Source organism: Dyadobacter sp. CY312 (assembly GCF_021390535.1).
Classification (GTDB): Bacteria; Bacteroidota; Bacteroidia; order Cytophagales; family Spirosomataceae; genus Dyadobacter.
Map to the genome: position 1 here is coordinate 60,214 of NZ_JAJUXG010000008.1, position 19,238 is coordinate 79,451.

The 19,238-nt window shown below is 42.5% G+C and carries 16 protein-coding genes; 9 read left to right on the forward strand and 7 right to left on the reverse strand.

What is annotated here, in order from left to right:
• Nucleotides 1-104 precede the first annotated feature (104 nt).
• The 8 genes from LZG71_RS11600 to LZG71_RS11635 all read left to right on the forward strand — a co-directional run bounded on the left by LZG71_RS11600 (nucleotide 105) and on the right by LZG71_RS11635 (nucleotide 12,787).
• Nucleotides 105-2,138, forward strand: a complete 2,034-nt coding sequence (locus tag LZG71_RS11600; protein ID WP_233820606.1) for a DUF3857 domain-containing protein — start codon at nucleotides 105-107, stop codon at nucleotides 2,136-2,138.
• Between the two features lie 36 nt (nucleotides 2,139-2,174).
• Nucleotides 2,175-4,100 carry a DUF3857 and transglutaminase domain-containing protein gene (locus LZG71_RS11605; protein ID WP_233820608.1) on the forward strand — a complete coding sequence of 642 codons (1,926 nt, stop codon included), beginning with the start codon at nucleotides 2,175-2,177 and terminating at the stop codon, nucleotides 4,098-4,100.
• Between the two features lie 212 nt (nucleotides 4,101-4,312).
• Complete coding sequence (locus LZG71_RS11610) at nucleotides 4,313-5,248, forward strand: dihydrodipicolinate synthase family protein (protein ID WP_233820610.1); 936 nt, start codon at nucleotides 4,313-4,315, stop codon at nucleotides 5,246-5,248.
• Between the two features lie 127 nt (nucleotides 5,249-5,375).
• A complete protein-coding gene (locus LZG71_RS11615) occupies nucleotides 5,376-6,857 on the forward strand; it encodes an aldehyde dehydrogenase (NADP(+)) (protein ID WP_233820612.1) in 1,482 nt (493 codons plus the stop codon).
• A gap of 133 nt (nucleotides 6,858-6,990) precedes the next feature.
• The gene (locus LZG71_RS11620; protein ID WP_233820614.1) at nucleotides 6,991-7,992 is read left to right on the forward strand and encodes a 4-hydroxyproline epimerase; all 1,002 of its coding nucleotides are present in this window, start codon (nucleotides 6,991-6,993) and stop codon (nucleotides 7,990-7,992) included.
• Nucleotides 7,993-8,157: 165 nt separating this feature from the next.
• Nucleotides 8,158-9,417, forward strand: a complete 1,260-nt coding sequence (locus tag LZG71_RS11625; RefSeq protein WP_233820616.1) for an FAD-binding oxidoreductase — start codon at nucleotides 8,158-8,160, stop codon at nucleotides 9,415-9,417.
• A 101-nt stretch (nucleotides 9,418-9,518) separates the two neighbouring features.
• Nucleotides 9,519-11,309, forward strand: coding sequence for a DUF885 family protein (locus LZG71_RS11630; RefSeq protein ID WP_233820619.1), 1,791 nt, complete (start codon nucleotides 9,519-9,521; stop codon nucleotides 11,307-11,309).
• 50 nt (nucleotides 11,310-11,359) lie between these two features.
• Nucleotides 11,360-12,787, forward strand: a complete 1,428-nt coding sequence (locus tag LZG71_RS11635) for an APC family permease (RefSeq protein ID WP_233820621.1) — start codon at nucleotides 11,360-11,362, stop codon at nucleotides 12,785-12,787.
• Nucleotides 12,788-13,223: 436 nt separating this feature from the next.
• Here the strand turns inward: LZG71_RS11635 and LZG71_RS11640 are convergent, their stop codons facing one another.
• Together LZG71_RS11640 and LZG71_RS11645 are read right to left on the reverse strand one after the other, a co-directional pair.
• A complete protein-coding gene (locus tag LZG71_RS11640) occupies nucleotides 13,224-13,592 on the reverse strand; it encodes a hypothetical protein (protein WP_233820623.1) in 369 nt (122 codons plus the stop codon).
• Nucleotides 13,593-13,707: 115 nt separating this feature from the next.
• Nucleotides 13,708-14,607, reverse strand: a complete 900-nt coding sequence (locus LZG71_RS11645) for a carbon-nitrogen hydrolase family protein (RefSeq protein WP_233820625.1) — start codon at nucleotides 14,605-14,607, stop codon at nucleotides 13,708-13,710.
• A gap of 161 nt (nucleotides 14,608-14,768) precedes the next feature.
• On the opposite strand from LZG71_RS11645, the gene LZG71_RS11650 reads away from it, so the two are divergent.
• Complete coding sequence (locus LZG71_RS11650) at nucleotides 14,769-15,581, forward strand: hypothetical protein (protein ID WP_233820627.1); 813 nt, start codon at nucleotides 14,769-14,771, stop codon at nucleotides 15,579-15,581.
• A 39-nt stretch (nucleotides 15,582-15,620) separates the two neighbouring features.
• On the opposite strand, the gene LZG71_RS11655 is transcribed toward LZG71_RS11650, so the two are convergent.
• The 5 genes from LZG71_RS11655 to LZG71_RS11675 all read right to left on the reverse strand — a co-directional run bounded on the left by LZG71_RS11655 (nucleotide 15,621) and on the right by LZG71_RS11675 (nucleotide 19,238).
• Nucleotides 15,621-16,220, reverse strand: coding sequence for a GNAT family N-acetyltransferase (locus tag LZG71_RS11655; protein WP_233820628.1), 600 nt, complete (start codon nucleotides 16,218-16,220; stop codon nucleotides 15,621-15,623).
• 4 nt (nucleotides 16,221-16,224) lie between these two features.
• Complete coding sequence (locus LZG71_RS11660) at nucleotides 16,225-16,623, reverse strand: nuclear transport factor 2 family protein (protein WP_233820630.1); 399 nt, start codon at nucleotides 16,621-16,623, stop codon at nucleotides 16,225-16,227.
• Between the two features lie 41 nt (nucleotides 16,624-16,664).
• On the reverse strand, nucleotides 16,665-17,054 hold the full coding sequence (locus LZG71_RS11665) for a hypothetical protein (RefSeq protein ID WP_233820632.1): 390 nt from the start codon (nucleotides 17,052-17,054) through the stop codon (nucleotides 16,665-16,667).
• Between the two features lie 109 nt (nucleotides 17,055-17,163).
• On the reverse strand, nucleotides 17,164-18,192 hold the full coding sequence (locus LZG71_RS11670; RefSeq protein WP_233820634.1) for an ABC transporter ATP-binding protein: 1,029 nt from the start codon (nucleotides 18,190-18,192) through the stop codon (nucleotides 17,164-17,166).
• On the reverse strand, nucleotides 18,189-19,238 hold the full coding sequence (locus tag LZG71_RS11675; RefSeq protein WP_233820636.1) for an iron ABC transporter permease: 1,050 nt from the start codon (nucleotides 19,236-19,238) through the stop codon (nucleotides 18,189-18,191). The genes LZG71_RS11670 and LZG71_RS11675 overlap by 4 nt, the downstream gene beginning before the upstream one ends.

The window sequence follows — 19,238 nt, forward strand, 5'->3', positions numbered from 1 at the left end:
CCCTCTTCACGATCAAATTAATTCTCTAATTGTTGATAATTATCCTTTGAAATTCGAATTAAAACTGCGATCATGCAGTGAATTCACCCTTCATAATTAGTGTAATGATTTACCCTTTAACAAAGTTCAGGCGGCATCGCCGTCGCTGGGAGATTTTGTTTGTCTCTTTTCTTCTCTTCGGTTTTTCCAATGGATTTGCACAGCAGGATTTCAAACCAAAACTCGGATATATAGACCGGGAATCACTCGAAACTGCCTTTTATTCAGCAGATAGCACTGCCGAAGCAGTGGTGTTGTATGACTACGGTAACCTGCGTTTTTCCTATGACGAAAACAAGGGTATTGTGATGTTGATGGACAGCTGGGTAAGGATTAAAATTCTGAAAGAATCGGCGCTTAGCAGAGCTTCTGTGGCGTTAACTTATTATGATGGATCGGTTCGTGTGAAAGAAGAACAGATTTATAATTTGAAAGGATATACCTACAATCTGGATAATAATCAGATTGTTACGAGCGAGCTTGACAAGAAATCCATCAAGAATGAAAAATTTTCAGACGAATACCGCACAACCAAGTTTAACCTCCCCAATGTTAAGAAGGGATCCGTAATCGAATATTCCTACACCCGAAGTACGCCGTTAAGTTTGCGTACTGAGCCGAATACATGGCGTTTCCAAGGTGATGTTCCATATAAATGGAGTGAATATCGAATCACCATTCCTTACTTTTTGGAATACAAAATGACCATGGGAGGTTATCTGCCGCTGCATATTAATAAGCAGGAGCAGATAAACGTAGATGTTGGTTTTTCGCAATACAATGGTCAGGGTTTGTCGTATCGGTTTGTGGTTAAAGATGCCCCTGCTTTCCTGAATGAACCATTTATCACCACGGAAATGGATTATTTGTCGCTAATCAGGTTTGAGCTGGCGAGTATTGCAGTACCAGGGCAGGGTACCCGCCGCTTTTCACAAACCTGGGATCAGGTTGACAGAACGCTTGACCAGGCAACCTGGTTTGGAGGTGAATTACGTAAGTCCTCCTATTTGAAAGAGATCAGAGATAAAATCAATACCACTGCGAAGTCGCCGGAAGAGAAAATGAATATGGCTTATGTGTATATACAGAAGTACATGAAGTGGGACGGCTATAATGGTGTAGGTTCAAAAGAAGGCGTCAGGAGAGCTTATGACAACAAAAAAGGAAATGCCAGTGATATCAACCTTTCTTTGATTACGCTGCTTAGAGAACTGGATTTGGATTGCAATCCGGTTGTTCTAAGCACCAGGTCACACGGCAGGTTAATACAGGAAATTCCAATGCTGGAAAATTTCGATTATGTAATCGGTCATGTTAAAATGGGGGAAAATGAATATTTTCTTGACGCGACACAGTCTTATGCCAAACCGGGAATGCTTCCGGAACAGGTGCTGAATGGGTGGGGAAGATTGCTTCCTAAAAAAGGTGACGGGAAATTTATAGAGCTTGTATCCAAAGACATCAAGAGTAAGCTGGAAATGATCAATGCTGAAATTGATCTGGATGAAGGACTTGTGAAAGGCACGTATAGCATTTCTTATGGAGGTTACGAGGCACTTAACTGGCGCACAGAATATAATGACATCCCTGAAAGTCAATATCAGGATGATCTGAAGGGCTATCTTCAGGAATGGCAGATCAAAAACCTGGTTATAAAAAACAAGAACGACGACCTGAAAGGGACGGTGAATGTGAAGTGTGATTTTGAGCTTGAAGATGACAATTTGCAAGAAGGCGGGTTTTATTTAAATCCGGTTATGGCAGGGCGATGGGGTTCCAATCCTTTAAAATCTAAGGAAAGGATCTATCCACTTAATTTCAACAGCGGTCTCTCGCATAGTTACGTCGCCAATTTTAAATTGCCTGAGGGATATGCACTGGAAGAAACTCCGACACCGGAAATTGTATCACTTGTTGCAAAAGCAGGGCGATTTGCCTACATGGTACAGCAGAACGGCAATATGATCACTGTAAACAGCAATGTAACCCTGACCAAAACCAACTTTTCGGCGGAGGAATATCATGATGTCAAGGAATTTTTTGAGAGGGTTGTGCAGCGTCACTCAAAACCCTTGGTAATCAGAAAGAAAACAAACTGATAGTACTTCCTGATTATGAAAATTTGTCAAATAAAAATGATGCGGTTTCTTGCATTAATATTCAGTTTAACAACTGGTGTTTCAGCTTTTGCGCAAGAAGATTTTAATGTTGCCAAAATCAATCTTTCGTTAAGCGATCAGGCTAATGCCGTGGTGCGCATTAGTGAAACGAGCTGGGAAATACTGTCGAAATCCGAGGCGAAAAGAAGGGAGAGAACAGTAGTTACTATTCTGAATGAGCAAGGTGAAGATGAGCATGCACAGCTGTATGTTCAGTACGATAAATTCACAAAAATAGCCGACATCAGCGGAAACTTATACGATGCAACAGGCAAGCTGGTGAAAAAGTTACGGAATGCGGACATTGAGGATTACGGATATGGCATTGCAGGAGATGATATAACCGATGCACGGATCAAGGTGGCGGGTTTTGGGAAGAAAGCATACGCTTACCCCTACACCATTGAATACAGCTACGAGTCCCGAAATCGTAACATGATGTTTTATCCAAGATGGATGCCCGCATCAGATACCGAAACCGCTGTTGAGAGTGCTGTTTACCTAATAAAAACTCCGGCAGGTTTTAATTTCAGATATAAGGAATACAATGGCGCTGCGGCTGCCGGAAAATCCAAGGATAAAGATGGTGCCGATTTGTATCTATGGAAACTGGAAAACCGTCCGGCTGGCAACAGAAGAGATTCTTATCCTTTGCCGGTAATGGAAGCCTCGCCAATGGTGCTGACGGCTCCTGCGGAATTGGAATTGCAGGAATATAAGGGCAATTTTAATTCATGGCAGGATCTTAGTAAATTCTATTACACGCTGAATGCAGGACGGGATGTACTGCCAGCTTCAACGCAGGCAGAAATTAAGAATCTTGTAAGTAATGCAAAGTCTGATCGGGAGAAGATTTTGTTGATATATAAATGGATGCAGGCGAGGTCGCGCTACGTGAGTATCCAGCTTGGAATAGGCGGCTGGCAAACCATTGATGCTACCGCTGTCGCCAATAAAGGGTACGGCGATTGCAAAGGCCTTACAAACCTGACTTTGGCCGCGCTCCGGTATGCAGGTGTCACCTGTTATGCAGCCCTGATTAGGGCGGGAGAAGAGGCGAGGATCAAGGCGGATTTTCCTTCAAGTCAGTTTAATCATGTAATTGCTTGTGCCATTGCGGCAAAAGATACGATCTGGCTGGAATGCACCAGCCAAACCACTCCCGCTAATTTTATGGGGACATTTACCGGAGGGCGCCCTGCGCTGATCGTGATGCCGGAAGGAGGAAAATTGGTAATGACGCCTGACTACAAAGAACATCATAATGTGCGAACGCGCAGAACGGATATTAAACTGGATGCAAATGGCGACGGGCAACTGAGTGTACAGACTTCCTACACGGGTTTGAGGCAGGAATCAAGAAAGTCCATCATGCACAGTGGAAATAAAGATGAACAGAAGAAATGGCTGGTAAATCAGATCAATCTGCCCAGTCTTGATCTCGAACGTTTTGAACTTTCGGATGGAAACGGTGCGGAACCTTCGGTAATAGAAAAGCTGAGTATTAAAGTTCGCAACTGCGCTACGAAGAGCGGGACAAGGTTGTTTATTAAACCCAATATCCTGAGCACATACTATGAATTGCCCGGAATAACCGAACGGACCACGGACTTCTATTTGCCTCCTGCTGACTATGACTTTACCGATCTTGACTCAGTGTCGTATATCATCCCTGATGGATTCAAGCCCGAAAGTACGATGCCGTCTGCAACGATTACATCCATATTTGGTTCGATGGAAAGTAGTGCAGTTTATACGAAAAATACCCTTCTATGTGCCAGAAAGCTCATATTGAAAGGTGGCCGCTATCCGGCATCGGAATATGCCAACTGGATTGCTTTTCTTAAAAAAGTCCGAAAAGCCGATAGAGCACAGGCGGTGTTTATTGAAAAGGTAGATTAAACGTTTTTCCAAATAATTTATTGCAATAATGGTAAACGGCATATATAATGTCGTGGATAGTGCTTTGTGTGAGCTCAATTGTATTTAAAATGAGCTGAAAAATCATTTATGTTAAAATCTGTATATAATTGATTAATACCAGAAATGTTTCCTGTTAAACCTTCCACTACTTTTGATAAAAAGTTCGGAACAATACCTTAATAAACTTATATATGAACAAAGAACTATGGCAGGGAGTGTATCCCGCATTGCTAACTCCTTTCACAGCTGAGGATACCCTCGATTTAGATTTGTTTGAAAAAAATCTGCTTGCTCAGGTTGAGGCTGGAATTTCAGGTGTAATTGTTGCAGGTTCTCTTGGTGAAGCCAGCACACTTACAATTGAAGAAAAGTACGAATTGGTGAAAGCTGCAAAAAACATTCTTCCTGCTGGTATGCCGGTCGTCTTGTGTATTGCTGAGCAGTCTACCGCAGTGGCAGTATCTATTGCAAAAGGAGCAGAAACAATCGGAGCTGATGGTTTAATGGTTTTGCCTCCGATGCGTTACAAAGCAGACGATGAAGAAACTGTTGCATACTTCAAAACAATCGCTGACAGTACTTCTTTGTCTATTATGATCTACAACAACCCTGTTGATTATAAAATAGAAGTGACATTGGATATGTTTGCTGAGCTTGCCAAAATCTCAAATGTACATGCCATCAAAGAATCAACCCGTGATGTAAGTAATGTTACACGCATCTTCAACCGTTTCGGCGACCGTTTCAAAGTGTTCTGTGGTGTGGATACCCTGATCATGGAAGAAGTGATGTTGGGTTGCGATGGTGTTGTAGGTGGATTGGTTGATGCTTTCCCGAAAGAAACTGTTGCGATTTTTAACCTGGTAAAAGCAGGACAATATAAAGAAGCTTTGAGCATTTACCGCTGGTACCTGCCTTTGCTTGAACTGGATATTCATCCAAAATTGGTTCAGAACATCAAACTTGCCGCTAAACAGGCTGGTATCGGGTCTGAATACGTAAGAGCTCCGCGTTTGGTACTTAAAGGTGAAGAAAGAGAGAGCGTATTGGCAATCATCGACGAGGCTATTGCAAAACAGCCTGTGCTGTCAGACTACCTAAATATTTCTGCTGACGCTGTTGCATAATCTGCAATTAACAGCAGGTAGAAGTTCGCATTAATTTATTTCGAAATGTAGCCTGTCGCCGACATGAACTAAGTATCATGTGGACAGGTTACATTTTAGAGGTATTTTAATTAAAAAAATCAAAAGTATGAGTGTTTCAAAAGAAGGAATAGAAAGCATAGTTCAAAAGGCACAGGAAGCTTTTGTTGCCATCAGCAAAATCAGTTTGGCCAAAAGGGTTGCGTTTATGCGCAACGTAGCAAGCGAAATCGAAGCACTTGGTCCTGAATTGATTTCAACCGCACAGCAGGAATCCAGTTTACCCGAAGGTCGTCTTGTAGGAGAAAAAGGCAGGACGATTTTCCAATGGAGAAGTTATGCAGATGCAGTTGAAAGAGGTGATTCGCTGGACATAAGTATTGATACAGCCAATGCGGAACGTACACCACCAAAGCCTGACATCAGAAAAACGAATGTAGGACTTGGACCTGTTACAGTTTTTGGGGCAAGTAATTTTCCTTTTGCCTTCTCAACAGCAGGTGGAGATACTGCGGGTGCTATTGCAGCCGGTTGTTCGGTCATCGTGAAAGCACATCCGGGCCATCCGAAAACTTCACAGATTATGGCTGATGCCATTCTTAGTGCGGTTGCCAAAAGCGACTTTCCTGAGGGAACATTCTCTCATGTTTTTTGTGAAACAAATGAAGAAGCACAACTTTTGGTAAGCAATCCGCTTATCAAAGCAGTTGGATTCACCGGTTCATATCGTGGTGGTAAAGCACTTATGGATGTAGCGGCAAGCCGTCCGGAGCCTATTCCGGTATATGCTGAAATGGGAAGTGTGAACCCGGTATTCATATTGCCTGCTAAACTGAAAGATTCGGCAGTGGAGCTGGCCAAACAATATGTAGGTTCACTTACTTTGGGTGTTGGGCAGTTCTGTACCAATCCTGGTTTGGCAATAGGCGTACAAAGTCCTGAGTTAGATGAATTCATTGCTACGTTCCAGGCAGAAATAGAAAAGGCAATTCCTGCTCCGATGCTCAACGCTGGTATTGCGAAGGCGTATGTGAGCAATAAAGAAAAACTGGTTTCACAGTCGGGTGTGGATGTAGCGGCTGTTGCTGTTGCGGAAGCTGCCGAGGGATGTGGAGCACCAACCGTGGCAACTGCTTTGGGTGTTGATTTTCTGATCAATGATGCTTTGCAGGAAGAAGTATTCGGACCTTTTGCACTGATTGTGAAGTGTAAAGACGAAGCTGAAATGCTTGCCGTTACTGAAAAGTTACACGGACAGTTAACTGCAACACTGCTTGCAACGGGTGAAGATCTGGCTGCAAATGCGGAATTGGTATCAACCATTCAGAGCAAATGCGGACGTATCATTTTCAATAATTTCCCAACCGGTGTTGAAGTTTGTAAAGCCATGCACCATGGCGGACCATTTCCATCGTCAAGCAATGTTAAGTTTACATCGGTAGGTTCCGATTCAATCAAAAGATTTGTAAGACCATTGAGTTTCCAAAATTGGCCGGACGAGTTCTTACCGGAAGAATTGAAAACCAGCAATCCGCTGGGAATTTGGCGGACTGTGAATAACGAATTGACAAAAGCAGCTGTTGCGAATTAATAGAGGAGTTGATTTTCTATTAATTGTGTTTCGTTCAAATTTATATAAAAAGTAGGGTTAGGACTATTGGATTAAGGCCAATGCGTTGCAGCATAAGGCCGAAAGCTGACAACCGAAAGCCGAAAGCTAACTCATGAGAAAAACTTTTTTCTGTATAGATGCCCACACTTGTGGGAACCCCGTGCGTGTTGTGGCGGGCGGCGGTCCGTTGCTCAATGGAAACAGCATGATGGAAAGGCGCTTGCATTTCCTGAAAGAATTTGACTGGATAAGAAAAGGACTCATGTTCGAACCACGCGGGCACGACATGATGAGCGGGAGCATTCTTTATCCGCCGATTGACCCGGCAAATGATATTGGTGTGCTTTATATCGAAACCAGCGGATGTTTGCCCATGTGCGGGCACGGAACCATTGGAACCGTAACCATTGCCATTGAAGAAGGTCTGGTTATACCGAAAGTTCCGGGAAAACTACGTCTGGAAACACCCGCAGGACTTGTTTTGGTAGAATACAAACAAGAAGGCAAAAAGGTAAAATCAGTTAAACTGGTTAATATCAAATCCTTTTTGGCTGCCGAAAAACTTACTGTTGAATGTCCTGATCTGGGCACACTGACAGTGGATGTATCTTATGGCGGTAACTTTTACGCCATTGTTGATCCACAGGAAAACTTCAAAGGACTGGAAAATTACACAGCCGATCAGCTGATTAGTTGGAGTCGCGTGTGCCGTAAAAGGATGAATGAGCAATATACCTTTGTTCATCCAGAAAATGAGCATATCAATGGATTGAGTCATTTCCTTTGGGCAGGTGCTGTAATTGATCCTACATCCACAGCAAGAAACGCCGTGTTTTATGGCGATAAAGCGATTGATCGTTCACCTTGCGGTACCGGGACATCTGCACGTATGGCGCAATGGCATGCTCAGGGCAAGCTGAAAAAAGGTGATCAGTTTATTCATGAAAGTATCATTGGCTCCAAGTTCATCGGAACTGTTGAAGATGAAGTTACTATCGGAGATAAACCCGCAATCATTCCCGGAATAGAAGGCTGGGCCGTTGTGACAGGTTACAACAATATTTTTATAGACGACGAAGAAGATCCGTATGCCTACGGCTTTCAGGTAATATAATGCTGTGGCTGTTAGCAATTGGCTTTTAGCGCTTCTGGCTCACATTCCAGGTTTTATTCCTACTCTATTTTTAGAGAAAATACTTATTTCATTAATTCAAAGAGATAAATGTTGTCGGCTTTTTAAAGCCAATGGCTAACCGCTAAAAGCTATCAGCTAAATACAATGAGTTCAAATAAAGGAAAGTCCGTCATTATCGGAGGAGGTATTATGGGATTGGCTTCGGCTTATTACCTGCTGAAAAGCGGGTGGCAGGTTACGCTGATCGATAAGGGAGATTTGTCGGACAATTGCTCGCATGGCAATGCGGGGATGATCGTTCCAAGTCATTTTATTCCTTTGGCTGCACCGGGAATGGTGTCGAAAGGTATCAAGTGGATGTTCAACAGCCGCAGTCCTTTTTATGTAAAACCTTCACTGGACTTCGCATTGATTTCCTGGGGATTGAAATTTATGAAAAGCGCAACTCCGGCGAATGTTGAACGAGCTGCTCCTTATCTGAGAGATTATCACTTGTTGAGCAAGCAGCTTTATGAGGATCTCAGCAAAGAAGAAGGATTTGACTTCGGACTTGAAAAGAAAGGTATTTTGATGTTGTATAAAACAGAGAAAGCCGGAGAAGAAGAAATTCATGTAGGAAAAGATGCTCAGAAGCTAGGTCTCGATGTAGAAATGCTTTCTGCTGAGCAGGTGCAGGCCATTGAGCCGGGAATAAAACTGGATGTAAAAGGAGCAGTTCATTACCACTGTGACGCACATTTATATCCTCACGCACTCATTTCCCAGCTTTTGAAATACATCAAAGCAAATGGGGGAGAAGTGCTGACGAATACTGAAGTGACCGGGTACCAGATCCAGAATGGCGAAGTGAAATCCGTGGAAACAAGTCAGGGAAATATCAGCGGAGACCTTGTGATTATGACAGGGGGCTCCTGGCTTCCGCAGCTTTCGAAGCTGGCTGGCTTATCTATACCAGTGATGCCGGGTAAAGGCTACTCATTTATGGAACCGAACAGCTCGCATCCGATCGTGCATCCTGCCTTGCTTATAGAAGCGCGGGTAGCCGTAACACCAATGAACGGGCAGGTGCGCTTTGGAGGAACAATGGAGCTTGCTGCGCTGAACGACAAGATCAATATGAACCGTGTGGAAGGAATCGTGAATTCCATTCCGCAATATTATCCTGAACTGGACGTGCAGGTACCATCAAAAGACAAGATCTGGTACGGATTCAGGCCTTGCTCTCCGGATGGATTGCCGTATTTGGGATACAGCAAAAAACTCAAAAATCTGATCGTGGCAGGCGGTCATGGGATGATGGGAATCAGCCTTGGACCGGCAACAGGTAAGCTTGTAGCGGAGCTGGCCGACAGAACGGCACTATCTGCGGATATCAAACTTTACGACCCTGAAAGATACCAGTGAGCTGCAACCCAGCTCACTGTTTTTTTATAGCAATATGGCTATTTTCTATTGTAAGAATTGAATTAACCTGACAACCTTTATATCCACTTTACCTGAACCTTATGAGAAGTCAATTCCTGATGCGCGGCCTCGCGACCTTTGTTTTACTGTTTGTGATGATGAACCTGGCTCATTCTCAAACTCCTGCCAGTAAATTTAATTTATACGAACAGTCCAGCGAGGCAACCGGACTCATCATACAGTACAGTCAGGATATTCGTGCCGTGCGGTATTTTTATTCTCCAATGGCACCGCAAAGCCGTGGTTTTGGAGGGATGTCCAACAATTTAAATTCCCCCGAACAAAGAAAACGTCTTAATGAAATTGATAAGGATTATCTGGCAAAACTGGCTAAGCTTGACTTCAATACCATGAGCATTTATGGTCAGGTAGATTATCTTTTACTAAAAAGAAATATTGAAGATCATCTTTTGACTTTGTCTCAGGAAGAAAAGGAGTACAATCAAATTCAGAAGTATATTCCCTTTGCGGAGAAAATATATGCACTGGAAAAGGGACGTCGCAGGGGAGCAACTGTTGACGGAGAAAAAATAGCCGGACAGCTGAACGAAATACTTAAAGAAGTAAAGGCTTCGGTGGAAACGGTAAAAAAGGTAGAATCGCTGGATATGCCATTGGCACTTCGTGGAGAAGAAGCTGTGACCGGAATTCAGGCACGTTTGAAAAGTACCTACGAGTTTTACAATGGATATGATCCGATGTTTACCTGGTGGGTTCCAAAACCGTACAAGACACTGGATAGTACTTTGGTAGCATTTGCGAAGGTTATCAAAAGCAAAGGGAAACTGAATACGACCCAAAAAGATGATGTAAGCGGCATTAAAGGCGTACCGATTGGTCGTGAAGAGTTGATACGTCAATTGGGTACAGAAATGATCAGCTACACACCTGACGAACTGATTGATCTTGCCAACAAAGAATTTGCATGGTGTGATAAGGAATTACTGAAAGCGTCGCAGGAAATGGGTTTTGGCAATGACTGGAAAAAAGCACAGGAAAAGGTGAAAAACAGTTATGTGCCTGCCGGAACGCAGCCTGAATTGATCATGAAGCTTTACAACGATGCAAAGGAGTTCATTTTAAAGAATAAATTGGGTGAATATCCTGAAATAGCGGACGAAACCTGGGGCATGCAAATGATGACTCCTGAGCGTCAGCTCGTGAATCCGTTTTTCCTGGGAGGTCGTGATATTATTATTTCGTACCCAACCAATACCATGGCTCATGAAGATAAGCTGATGAGTATGAGAGGCAATAATCCTTACTTTTCAAGATCAACGGTACATCACGAACTTGTTCCGGGGCACCATCTTCAATATTACATGAACAGCCGTTACAAATCCTATCGGGGCGATTTCCGTACGCCGTTCTGGACAGAAGGCTGGGCATTGTATTGGGAGCTACTGCTTTACGACAAAGGTTTTGCCAAAACTCCTGAGGAACGTATAGGGATGTTGTTCTGGCGTATGCACCGTTGCGCACGTATCATCTTCTCGCTGAATTATCATCTGGGAAAATGGACACCACAGGAATGTATCGATTTCCTTGTGGACCGCGTAGGTCACGAAAGGGCGAATGCCGAAGGCGAAGTGAGACGTTCGTTTGAAGGGAATTACAGTCCGCTTTATCAGGTTGCTTACCTCATTGGGGGCTTACAGATTTTCAGTCTGAAAAATGAAATGGTTGATTCGGGCAAAATGTCGTACACGCAGTTTCATGATGCAATTATGAAAGAAAATAATATGCCGATAGAAATGGTGCGAGCCACTTTAACCAAACAGAAACTAACCCCGGATTTCAAAACCAAATGGAAGTTTTATAGTTTCAAATAATGTTGTAGCTTACCTCAATGTAGTCCCAAGCCTTTAAACCTAAACGATATATGTCAACAGAGAGTAATGCAGAGTCAACCTCATTTAAACCATCCCTTGGCCTGGTAGATGCCACCATGCTTGTAGCAGGCAGTATGATCGGTTCGGGGATATTTATTGTGAGTGCAGATATTACAAGGAATACCGGCAGTGTTGGCTGGCTCATGTTTGTGTGGGTTATTACCGGCTTTATGACGCTTACCGCGGCGCTGAGTTACGGTGAGCTAAGCGCCATGTTCCCAAAAGCGGGAGGGCAGTATGTTTATCTCAAAGAAGCATACAATCCGCTGATCAGCTTTCTGTACGGATGGAGCTTTTTTACCGTAATTCAAACGGCTACGATTGCCGCCGTGGCGGTAGCTTTTGCAAAGTTTACAGCCTATCTGGTTCCCGCAATCAGTGAAGACATTGTGGCGATTGATCTCGGTTTTCTTCAGATATCTCCCGCTCAGCTCCTGTCTATTGTCGTCATTGTGCTGCTTACTTTTATTAACACAAAAGGAGTAAATGGCGGAAAGGTGATACAGACAACCTTTACATTAACCAAATTACTAAGTCTTCTGGGGTTGATCATTTTCGGTTTACTATTTATGAAACCCGAAGTATGGGCAGCGAACTGGGATTCTGCTACCATGTGGGATTTGCACAAGCTCAATATTGACGGGAGTATAGAATCCTATACAACCATTGCCGCTTTCGGCGCCATTGCCGCTTCTATGGTAGGCTCCATTTTTAGTAGTGATTCCTGGAACAACGTTACCTTCATTGCCGGAGAGATCAAAAATCCACAGCGTAACATTGGTTTGAGCCTTGCGCTTGGGACCATCATCGTTACGGTGATTTATTTACTCACCAATGTGATGTACACAGGCGTTTTGTCCTTGCAGGAAATAGCAGCATCTGACAAAGACCGTGTAGGTGTTACTGCTTCTCAGGTTATTTTCGGCGGAGCCGGAACCATCATTATAGCCGTTATGATCATGATTTCCACATTTGGCTGTAACAACGGTCTTATCATGTCTGGTGCCAGAGTATACTATTCAATGGCGAAAGATGGTCTATTCTTTAAAAAAGTGGGAGAGTTGAATAAAAATTCGGTTCCGGAATTTGGGCTTTGGATCCAGTGTGTCATTGCTTCACTCTGGGCTTTGAGCGGAAAATACGGTAATTTGCTCGATATGATTTCCTTTGTGGTTGTGGTGTTTTACATGCTTACAATCGTTGGGATTTTTATACTACGTAAGCAACGTCCAGATGCTCCAAGGCCATACAAAGCTTTTGGCTACCCTTTCCTTCCTATTATCTACATCGTGATGGGACTGGCTTTCTGTATACTCTTAATCATTTATAAACCCGAATATACCTGGCCGGGACTGATCATCGTGTTGCTGGGTATACCGGTTTATTACATCATTGCAAAGAAAGAAATAGCTGCGTAACAGATTTTTTTCTTTTTTTTACAGGCTCATAATGAATCATAACTGATTTATTATGAGCCTGTTTGTTTTTGTTAGGTTAAAAAAGATAGAATTTTTCTGTGTCTGACTCGAATTTTATGCAGAACTATTGTGACGCGAGGATACTTAGTACGTCTCAACTGAGAATTTTAAACCAAAACATTCTTTTACAACGGCGAATACAAGCATAGCGTAAAGGAATTAAAATTGAATACTAGCATGGAAGCTTCAAAAAAATCAGTATCGTTCAGGGACCTGGTAATCTTAATACTTTCATTTGTTCTGTTCGCATTGGTTTACGCAGAAACAAAGGCACTTTATTTTTGAGCTGTCAAGTTACACTTCAACATAACTAATTAATGCAAACGAGGCCGGATTTTCATCCGGCCTCATTCGTTTATTGGTCATTCGAAAAATATTACTGTGCCGATCCGGGCTCTACAATCCGGTTATAAATCTTGTATTCCGGTGCACCTTCGTATTTTTCAGATAAGTCAATCTCAACCCATTCTCTGTTTAATGCTTTGATGTATGTGCCGTAGTAGGCTGGAAACAAACCTGTGAGAATAATGACGGAATCTGGTTCCATGGTTAATTCTTCACGACCGAGTTCATTCGTCACGTAATATCCTTTGCAAAAACCACCAGATGTCTCAAATTCGATTCTTACCCGATTGCCGGGTTGTTCGCTTATCTGAGTCTCCAGAACAATTTCTTCTGTAAGATCTTCTGCCGTACCCAAAGTTTCCTCCTGGTCGCCCAGTATATCTATGTTTCCTATGTTCATAATGTTCTTTTTAAAGTGCCGTACAACTACTTTATCAAATGCATTATAAAATCAGACCAACAGAAACAGATTCTATATTATATTAGGGGGACAACGTTTCTGGTTAGATCATCCATCAAATACTTTTTCGTATCACCCTGATTTCCTGATCAGTAAAGTTGGTTTCAATCTTTTGTTGGTCCTTAAAATTAAAAACCTGCCCGTTAGCTCTCACTTCCTGTATTTTAGAAAAATCAAGTTCTGTTGTTAGCCAGCCTTCCTGCTGAGGAGCCATGGTTGAAACAATACCCTCTTCCGGTAAATCGGTGTCTGGTGTACTGTAAAAAGCCGAATAACCATAATTAATATCCACCGCAGGCGACCATTCCGCATTGCCAACAGTCTGAGAAACGACTGTATAAACCTGATTTTCCAAAGCTCTCGCCCTGGTCCCGATGTGTACGCGTGTTGCTCCACGTATGGTTTCAGTGCAGCTTGGGACGATAATGAGTGTTGCTCCAGCACTGCTAAGTAGCTGTGAACCTATGCCAAATTCGACGTCGTAGCATATCTGAATCCCAAAACTTCCCCATGAAGTTTCGAACAATGTGAGTGTTTTTTCACCGCTTTCAATTCCCCATTCTTCATTTTCGAAACGGGTCATAAACAGTTTGTCCTGATAACCGACAAGACCATTTTCTGAGAAAACGTACACCCTGTTTACATTCCGGTTTTCATGGATGACGGGTATACTTGGTGCGACAATAATGGTTTTGTACTTTTTAGCGAGCTCTGCAAAAACTGAACAAAAATCGTCTTTCAGGGAATCCAGTTTTTTTACTTGCCGCCGAATGTCTGTCCGGATTTCAGGAGTAAAGATGCTTACCAGCTCCATGGAGCCATATTCCGGGAATACAACCAGCTGAGATCCTTTTATAACAGCTTCTGAAACCCAATTTTCGATATAAGCCGCCCAATCTGAAAAGGACGCATGTTCTGTAATTGGATACTGAGCGGCGGAAATAGTTACGGACATTGTAGAATGCAGTTTTTTTGCAAAGATAAAACGGTTAGCAATAGTCGACCATTGATTTAGTCTTTCTTCCAACGAGTGACTGAATTTTGAATATTTCGTCCGATATAAGATTCTCGATTATGCTGCTGATTTTTAAATGTTTATAGTAATTGTAAACCATTATGTCAAAGAGACAATCCGGTCAGTTTGATCGCATTTTTAAAGAAAATATTGAAGCAATTATCCCGACATTTATTACCAAGTTGCTTCATATTTATCCTATACATTCAGAAGAATTACCGGACCAGATTCAGCATACGAAAGAACGTAGGCCAGATGTGCTCAAAAAGATTACAGACAGAGATCAGAGGACATTTATTCTACATCTTGAAATCCAACTTTCTGATGAGCCGGATATGGTTTTTAGGATGGCTGAGTATCACCTGATGATTTATCGTAAATATCGGATTCCTGTCGAGCAATTTGTAATTTACATTGGCCCAAAGAAACCCAAAATGCCAGTAAGGTTTGTAGCAGACAGGCATAACTTCGAATTTCGATTAATCATTCTGAGTGAGATTGACTATTACGTGTTTCTTAATTCCGCCGATCCGGGGGAAATTATTTTTGCTATTTTGGGAGATTTCAAAAATGAGAAACCTGAAAATGCAGTAGTCAATATTATTAATCGCATCCATGAAACAACGAAAAGTGATTTTGCGTTAAAACGTTACATGGTACAATTGCGGGTTTTGTCACAAATACGTAAATTAGAACCCATAACGAAAAAAGCAATGGAGAGCATCAGCAAATTTTTCAAGGTTGAAAAGGATTTCCTGTATATCAAAGGGATGGAAGAGGGCGAGAGTAAAAGAAATATCGCCATTATTCAATCACTGATACAAGGAACAGAATTCGATGATAATAAGATTGCAGAGCTAGTCGGCGTTTCTAAGGATGTTGTCAGAGAAATAAGAACATCTGCAAAAAAATAGGTTTTTGTAAGCTCTTAAAAAAAGGGAAAGTTACAATACTTACTCCAATCCCCTCATCCAAAAAATCATCTCTTTCTCCGATGATTCATTGTGGCCTATGTCCAGCCACTCCATGTAACTGACCAATGCGTTTTCCTTTTTGTATCCTCTTTTAGTCCAGAATGCATCATTTGGACGGTAATCAACAGGTTTGGCTGGATGGTTATCAGCTCTTTCCACCGAACAAAAACAAGTCAGATTATATTCCTGAAAGCTTCTGGCATGTGCTTCTCTTTCATCGAAAAAGCGATGTCCCAAACCCATTCCCCGGTACTTTGACAAGAGTATGCTTTCTCCGAAGTAAAAAATTTTATTCAGGTCAAAACCGGCTTCCTCAAATGGTTTTCGCACATCTGCTGTCTCATCCAGCAATGGTATGCAGGTAGTTGCGCCAACCATTTTGTCGTAGTCATACACGGCGAACAAAAAAGCTCTTTCAGACGATGAATATGTTTTTAAATATTCCTTTTCATACGCAACCGTTCCATCATACAAGTAAGGGAAATCATGAAAAACGGCAATGCGTAACGCTGCAAGATCATCAAATACTGACTCGATCTCCTGACCTCTTTTTGTTACGAAAGTGAGTGTCTCTTTCATCGTATTATGAAACAAGACTAATCCACAAGGGGAGGTTGTAATAAGTAGTAACGCGGCTGATTTTGCCTTCTTTCACTTCCAGGAAAGCAGCAGCAGGCAACACGTAAGTCTGTCCTTGTGCCTCAGGAAATCCTTCTTCGCCTTTTTTGTAAATTCCGTTTACTGTGAATTCAACAGCCACACGCGTATTTCCGGTTTCACTGAAAAATACCATATCTGTAAGGGTTTCTTCGTAAGAAGTATCCATCATTTGCATAAATTCTGTGAATTTTTCAATTCCGATACGAGGATCACCTTGATTGGGTTCATGACGAATTTCTTCATGAAGTAAATCAAGCATTCCCTTCCAGTTTTTATTGTTGAAATGTGTATAGTATTCTTTTACGATGTCAAGCGCTGTCATTTTTTTGAATTTTATTTATTAAACGATAATCAGAACGTCTGTCAATTAAAAGGCTCTCTGGTAAATTTCACCTGCCCATTTGGATCCTTCTCATAAACGGCCAGGCAATTTGAATTGAACTGGGCGTCAAAGTTTTCTGCACCAGGTACGAGACTTGCGGGTGCTGGTTTTGTTTGATCAAAGAAATAAACCTTGGTAGAACCGTATTTCGTGTAAGGCATCAAATCACCATATTTCTGCATTTCTTCCCAAGGCGAGCCCGTCACGGTTACTGCATAAATACGTACAATTGGCCCGGTGTTATTTTCATTTCTGTATATCGCAGTCTCTTTGAAATTGCCTTTCAGATCCGCTGTGGTAGGTTGCGAAAACGAATCGTATAAAATGTACCCGATGAGCAACGTGAATATTGCGGCAAGAATGTATTTCATGTTTTTGTTTAGCATAACAGATGATGATCTACGAAATGGAACGATGAATTATGGTTTCAGGTTTCAGAACGGCCATAATTTCAAGATTGAATCTGAGCAAGTGCAATTCTCAATTAAGAGGTCTCTTTAAAAGGTTCAGTGCATTAATTAGACTTTCTATGGAGGTATGTGTAGCAATCTCACTGTTGCAGCTGATTGCCAATTTCAGTGCACCATTATCTTCCTTCGCATTTATTATGATATCTGCTGACTCATTTTCCAAAGCGGTGATTCCTTCCCTTTGCAAGGCTCTCTTTATCCAGAATACAATTTGAGAATCTCCTGATACATGTACATTTAGCGAAGACGGCTCCTGATGAATGGTGAAACTTCCTGAACTTTTATCAAAGTAAAACCCCGATTTGGTGAATGCAGCTTCAAAACTACCATTCAGGACGAGGTCTTCCGGAGTTCCAGTAATTAAAGATCCGTCATTTTTCATCACCCAAAGTTTATCAGCCGCTTGAAGCGCCAAGTCCAACTCATGCGTAGAGAGCAAAATGGCCTTATTCATGCGTCGGGCGAGCTGGTGTAAAAGCCGCATCATTTCTACCCGACTAGGCAGATCAAGATGTGCCGTTGGTTCATCAAGCAAAATAAGACATGTATCCTGAGCCAGAGCCCGGGCCAGCATTACTTTTTGCCTCTCGCCGTCGCTAAGGCGGTTTATTTTTTGATGCTGAAAAATGGTTGTTTCAGTGGCTGAAAGTGCCCAGTTAATTTTATCCTGATCCAGATCACTTAATTTCCCAAGCCATCCGGTGTAGGGAATCCTTCCCAGACTTACCACTTCTCCAACTGATAGATTTCCGGCTTCGATACGTTCTGTAAGCACAAGGCTAAGTTTTTTTGCCAGTTCACCGGGATCAAGTGCTGCTAATGGCATTCCGTCAATTTCAATTCCACCAGAAATTGTAGGCTGTAATCCTGCAATGGTTCGCATCAAGGTTGATTTCCCGGCTCCATTTGGTCCGAGCAGGCACACCATTTCACCCGGAAACAATTGCAGGTTAAGCCCGGTCGAAATAATTCTGGGTGCTTTATTCCTGAATTTGTATCCAATGGATAAATCGGTAGCTTTTATAACTGGTTCGGTCATGAAAAGGAAGATCGCAAATTATTCCGACTGATAATAACCCAGATCACCACTGGAGCTCCAAGAAGCGACGTTACAACATTGATTGGAAGTACGGTTTGAGTTCCGGGCATTTGTGCGATAATGTCACAAATGAGTAGCAATACAGTTCCTACCAGACACACTCCCGGAATGAGAATGCGGTGGTCTGATGTGCCTAACAGCGAGCGCGTAATATGAGGAATTGCAATTCCGACGAAACCTATTGGCCCGCAGAATGCTGTTATACTGCCTGTTAATATACTGGTACTTGCCAGGATAATGAGCCGTGTCCGCCCGATCGTTAGTCCCATACTTCTTGCATAATTTTCCCCCAACAACAATCCATTGAGTGCCTTTGAAGAAGCGAAAGAGATAAGAAGGCCAAAGGAAACCACTCCGGATAGTACATACAAATGGTATTGCGTAACCCCACCAAGTGAACCGAATGTCCACATAATGTATTCCTGCAATTGCTCAGGCTGGCTGAAATATTGCCATATACTCACAACCGAAAGCGTAATGGTCCCAATCATGACGCCAACAATAAGTAAAATAACATTGTCACGTATTCTCCCGGCTATCAATAAAATGATTGAAAGAACAAGAGCAGAGCCCAATGACGCCATAGCGATTATGAGCCAGCTGCCCGATACTCCCAACTGGCGGATGGCGTAAATGCTTGCGCTGCTTCCCCCTGCCAGCATTACAGCAGCAACACCCAATCCGGCTCCGGCAGTAATTCCGAGTTCGGATGGTCCTGCAAGCGGGTTGCGGAAGAGCGTTTGCATTTGCAATCCGCTTACAGACAAACCGCATCCTACAAGTACAGCCGTTACCGCTTTTGGTAATCTTATTTTTTCAATGATAAAAATCCAGGCAATGTTATCTGTTTGCTGTCCTGTTAGAATTTTCAGGATTTGGTCAAACGGGATTTTAACTGAGCCCAGCATAATATCCAATACAAAAAAGAAAACGACAAGTATAGCAAGTCCTGTCAATATGGCTTTATGTGAAACCGATGGAGCCAT

Excerpts from the sequence above, each read along its gene's own strand:
- LZG71_RS11600 (WP_233820606.1), top strand. The coding sequence starts at position 105 with ATGATTTACCCTTTAACAAAGTTCAGGCGGCATCGCCGTCGCTGGGAG.
- LZG71_RS11645 (WP_233820625.1), bottom strand. The coding sequence starts at position 14,607 with ATGTCCGTAACTATTTCCGCCGCTCAGTATCCAATTACAGAACATGCG.
- LZG71_RS11650 (WP_233820627.1), top strand. The coding sequence starts at position 14,769 with ATGTCAAAGAGACAATCCGGTCAGTTTGATCGCATTTTTAAAGAAAAT.
- LZG71_RS11655 (WP_233820628.1), bottom strand. The coding sequence starts at position 16,220 with ATGAAAGAGACACTCACTTTCGTAACAAAAAGAGGTCAGGAGATCGAG.
- LZG71_RS11605 (WP_233820608.1), top strand. The coding sequence starts at position 2,175 with ATGATGCGGTTTCTTGCATTAATATTCAGTTTAACAACTGGTGTTTCA.
- LZG71_RS11670 (WP_233820634.1), bottom strand. The coding sequence starts at position 18,192 with ATGACCGAACCAGTTATAAAAGCTACCGATTTATCCATTGGATACAAA.
- LZG71_RS11635 (WP_233820621.1), top strand. The coding sequence starts at position 11,360 with ATGTCAACAGAGAGTAATGCAGAGTCAACCTCATTTAAACCATCCCTT.
- LZG71_RS11660 (WP_233820630.1), bottom strand. The coding sequence starts at position 16,623 with ATGACAGCGCTTGACATCGTAAAAGAATACTATACACATTTCAACAAT.
- LZG71_RS11625 (WP_233820616.1), top strand. The coding sequence starts at position 8,158 with ATGAGTTCAAATAAAGGAAAGTCCGTCATTATCGGAGGAGGTATTATG.
- LZG71_RS11640 (WP_233820623.1), bottom strand. The coding sequence starts at position 13,592 with ATGAACATAGGAAACATAGATATACTGGGCGACCAGGAGGAAACTTTG.
- LZG71_RS11675 (WP_233820636.1), bottom strand. The coding sequence starts at position 19,238 with ATGGCTCCATCGGTTTCACATAAAGCCATATTGACAGGACTTGCTATA.
- LZG71_RS11620 (WP_233820614.1), top strand. The coding sequence starts at position 6,991 with ATGAGAAAAACTTTTTTCTGTATAGATGCCCACACTTGTGGGAACCCC.
- LZG71_RS11610 (WP_233820610.1), top strand. The coding sequence starts at position 4,313 with ATGAACAAAGAACTATGGCAGGGAGTGTATCCCGCATTGCTAACTCCT.
- LZG71_RS11630 (WP_233820619.1), top strand. The coding sequence starts at position 9,519 with ATGAGAAGTCAATTCCTGATGCGCGGCCTCGCGACCTTTGTTTTACTG.
- LZG71_RS11665 (WP_233820632.1), bottom strand. The coding sequence starts at position 17,054 with ATGAAATACATTCTTGCCGCAATATTCACGTTGCTCATCGGGTACATT.
- LZG71_RS11615 (WP_233820612.1), top strand. The coding sequence starts at position 5,376 with ATGAGTGTTTCAAAAGAAGGAATAGAAAGCATAGTTCAAAAGGCACAG.